Consider the following 3,334-nt stretch of genomic DNA (forward strand, 5'->3'; position numbering starts at 1 on the left):
CACGCCGACCGGCGCACCACCGAGCACTATGACCGTGCCCGGCGAAACCTCGACAGTGACGGGATCCACTTCCTCACCGCCTACGACGCGGGCATGTGAGCTCCTGTCGTCAGCCGTGAACTCATCGTGAAGGGTGCGTCCATGGCGCCCAGAAGGACTGAGAGTCGGCGACACCAATTCATACTTATCGCATGGCGAGGGAAGACGCCGACGCAGCTCAGGTTGCAACTGCGGCGCAGTCGTCTAGCCTGATCACTGAGTTGACGCTCGAAGGAGAATGATGCCACACGCAACCCTCTTCGCTGACGACCCGATCGATGGATCGCCCGAGGCTCCTGACCGCCTGGGCCGAGACGATTACGCGGGCCACGTAGCCCGACTTCTCGATCGTGTGCGCGGCCAAAGCGAGTCGAGCGTAATGGCGCTTATCGGTGCATGGGGCTCAGGAAAGTCGAGCGTGCTCGACATGGTCGCGCGCAAGCTCCAGCAGAGCGATCAGGCAACCCCTCAGGGCGAGCATGACTCCCATTGGCTTGTCGCCACCTTCAACCCATGGACGTACGGAGACGTCGAGTCCTTGCATAACGGCTTCTTCCAGGAGCTCCGCGGGGTCCTCCCCCGCGACGCGAAATGGTCAGATGCTCGGAGGCGGCTGGGCGAATTCGGTAAGTCCATCGCGCCGTTTATGGGCCTCGTTCCAGGCGTCAGCGCAGAGAACGCCGTGAAAGCCGCCGGTGACGCCATCGCCGGCGACCAGAACGCCAACGCGTTGAAGGCTGCCGCCGAGGATACGCTTCGCCAACTGGGCAGGCCGATCTTGTTAATCATGGATGACCTTGACCGCCTCACGCCCCAAGAACTCCTTCTAGTCTTCAAACTTGTGCGTCTCGTAGGGCGTCTACCTCACGTCTACTACTTGCTTTCTTACGACGAATCGACCCTCTTGGATATCTTGTCACGAACCAACCTCGTTCCTCATTCGGCATCAACCGACAAGCGTCGAGCACGTGATTATCTGGAGAAGATCATTCAGGTCCGATTGGACCTTCCGATCCTGCGCGAGTCACAGGCCCTCGGAATGGTGGACGCGTGTTTGAACCACGTGCTCGACGAAAACGCGATCGCCCTCGACGACCAGAACTTTGACCGCTTCCGCACAGCATTCCACAATCACATCAGGCGACGCTTGATGACGCCACGAGCGATCAATCGGTACTTCGCCCAGGTGGAGGCTCTGTACGTCTTGCTCGGTGAAGAAGCCGACTTTGTCGATTTCTTGCTCCTGTCTTGGGTTCGGACTGCCGAGCCTGAGCTCTACTCAACGCTACAGACACACAGGAACGCGCTAACACGGTCTGACTTCGATGTCTTTCCGACCACGAGCCAGAAGGAGACGCATCAGGCAGCTCTTGAGAAGTGGACAGACCGACTCCGTAGGTCTGGTGTGGCGGACGAGAACATCGACGGCGTGCTCGCGGTCCTCGCTCAGTTGTTCCTCCCTATTCGTACAGCGAGGGACAACACGGAGTACGCCGGTGAGTGGCTGGAAGATGTTCGACTTCGGCGTGGCGTCGGCCATGTCGACTACTTCGATCGCTACTTCTCCTTCGGCGTGCCCTCTGAGGATATCGCGGACTCGATCGTCAGAGAGGCCCTAGAGAGTCTGGCGAACGGAAAACAGTCGGATGCGACTCATGAACTTCGCTCGAAGCTTCTCTCCGACGCTGCGCGCGTTTGCAGGAAGCTCGGCTCTGAGCAAGAGCAGGGGCGAGCGCCGGCTGCTGCCCTGCTGGTGTTCCTAGCCGATCTCTATGCCGATCTGCCAGCCGGCGGCGAGGCATTCTTGGACCCCCGCCGATTCGTCCAACTCTTGGCATCGGATCTGCTGCCAGATGTGGCAGCGAGCGAAGGGCCGAGGCTTCTGCGTCGAATGACTGCAGCGCCCGAGGGGGTTGCCCTCGTGGCGACGATCGTCAGCAAGGCTCAACACGGTTCATCCACCGATAAGGGGAAGAAGGCAATCCAATGGCTCGACGCCGCCGCTCGAGAGACACGCGCCATCATTCGTGAATACTTCGACGCGAGCAAGGACGGGCTCAGTTCGCTGAGTGATGAGATGTGGCGAGTCATCTGGGCGTGGCGCTGGCTCGATCATGATGAGATGCGCGAGTGGCTCCGTGCTGCAACGGCGTCGAAGGCGGGATGGTCCGTGGAAGATGTGCTGGCAAGATTGAGTCGGGTGGACGACACGGGACCTCCACCCCTCGATATGTCGGCGGTTGAACCACTCATCGGCGTCGATTTCGCCATCGAGCACCTTCTGCCGCTAGACCAGGACGAACGGCTCCAGCCTGCTTACGATCTTGAGTCCACTTGGGAAAACCGCGTTCGAGTAGCCAGGACGTTGCTGGACGAGGAGAGGGCTCGAAGGTCAGCCAAGGCATCGCCGGATGATCGGACGGACCCACAACAGAACTAGGCAGGCGCAAGTACGTTGATGACGGCATGAGGACCGGCGTCGTGCCCTTGCATGTCGGACTCCTCCAATCACTCTGGGATACCGGCACGACTCTGAACGGCGGTCATTCCGCGAAAGACGCAGCGGATCGCCCCAAGATCTCGGCCGCGATGAGCAAGGCTGAACGCGCTCTCATGCCGCTGTTCGGCCAGCCCTACGAGCCCCACGTGCAGGCTGACGTTCTGCGTAGACAGCATGACGGCTACCGTGGCCGCATCCGTTGGCCCTAGTGCGCGCGACGACGTCGCCTGGAGCGCAGTTGATCTCCCGGCGTGATCGCGTTCGTCAGGGCAGGCTTATCGTGGATGGATGCTTGAGCTGGACAAACTCGATCTCGAAGACATCGCAAACGCACTCTCAGACCAGACCGACTACGAGCACCGTTGGCTGCTCAATCCACGCACCGGAGAGATCGTCTTCTGGACAGAGGACACCGGGATCGACGGCCAGACACCGGTCGAACTCGACGAGTTAGACCTGGTCGTCATCGATCCTCTCCCCTCCTACATCTGGTACCAAGACATGGCCGACTTCGCTGAGACGATCAGCGACGAAGAGGCCGCGAGCAGACTCGGCCGCGCCTTCCAAGGCAAGGGCGCCTTCCGCCGTTTCAAGGACGCGCTGCACGGCGAGCACCCGGAGCTGCTCGAAGCCTGGTACGCCTTCCGAGACACCCGTGCCAAGCGACGAGCGCTGCAATGGTGGCGGACAACTCACTGGTCGATGACGACGCCGCGGACCAGTTCCTCGCAGGCCTAGAAGATCCCACGCTTCCCTGAGCCACAGGTACCGCCTCACCCTGGTCCAGAGCCGCAC

2 protein-coding genes are annotated in these 3,334 nt (G+C 60.9%); both read left to right on the plus strand.

Going from position 1 to position 3,334, the window contains the following annotated elements; translation table 11 throughout:
- Positions 1-280 precede the first annotated feature (280 nt).
- Entirely contained in the window at positions 281-2,479 is a 2,199-nt protein-coding gene (locus tag ELR45_RS33965) for a KAP family P-loop NTPase fold protein (RefSeq protein ID WP_165368350.1), read from the plus strand.
- Positions 2,480-2,827: 348 nt separating this feature from the next.
- Entirely contained in the window at positions 2,828-3,277 is a 450-nt protein-coding gene (locus ELR45_RS33970) for a UPF0158 family protein (protein ID WP_205857810.1), read from the plus strand.
- Positions 3,278-3,334 lie beyond the last annotated feature (57 nt).

The sequence above is a fragment of the Phytoactinopolyspora endophytica genome (genome assembly GCF_004138495.1).
In the GTDB taxonomy this organism is placed as follows: Bacteria; Actinomycetota; Actinomycetes; order Jiangellales; family Jiangellaceae; genus Phytoactinopolyspora; species Phytoactinopolyspora endophytica.

Coding starts and splice junctions, on each gene's coding strand:
- ELR45_RS33965 (WP_165368350.1), top strand. CDS start 281: ATGCCACACGCAACCCTCTTCGCTGACGACCCGATCGATGGATCGCCC.
- ELR45_RS33970 (WP_205857810.1), top strand. CDS start 2,828: ATGCTTGAGCTGGACAAACTCGATCTCGAAGACATCGCAAACGCACTC.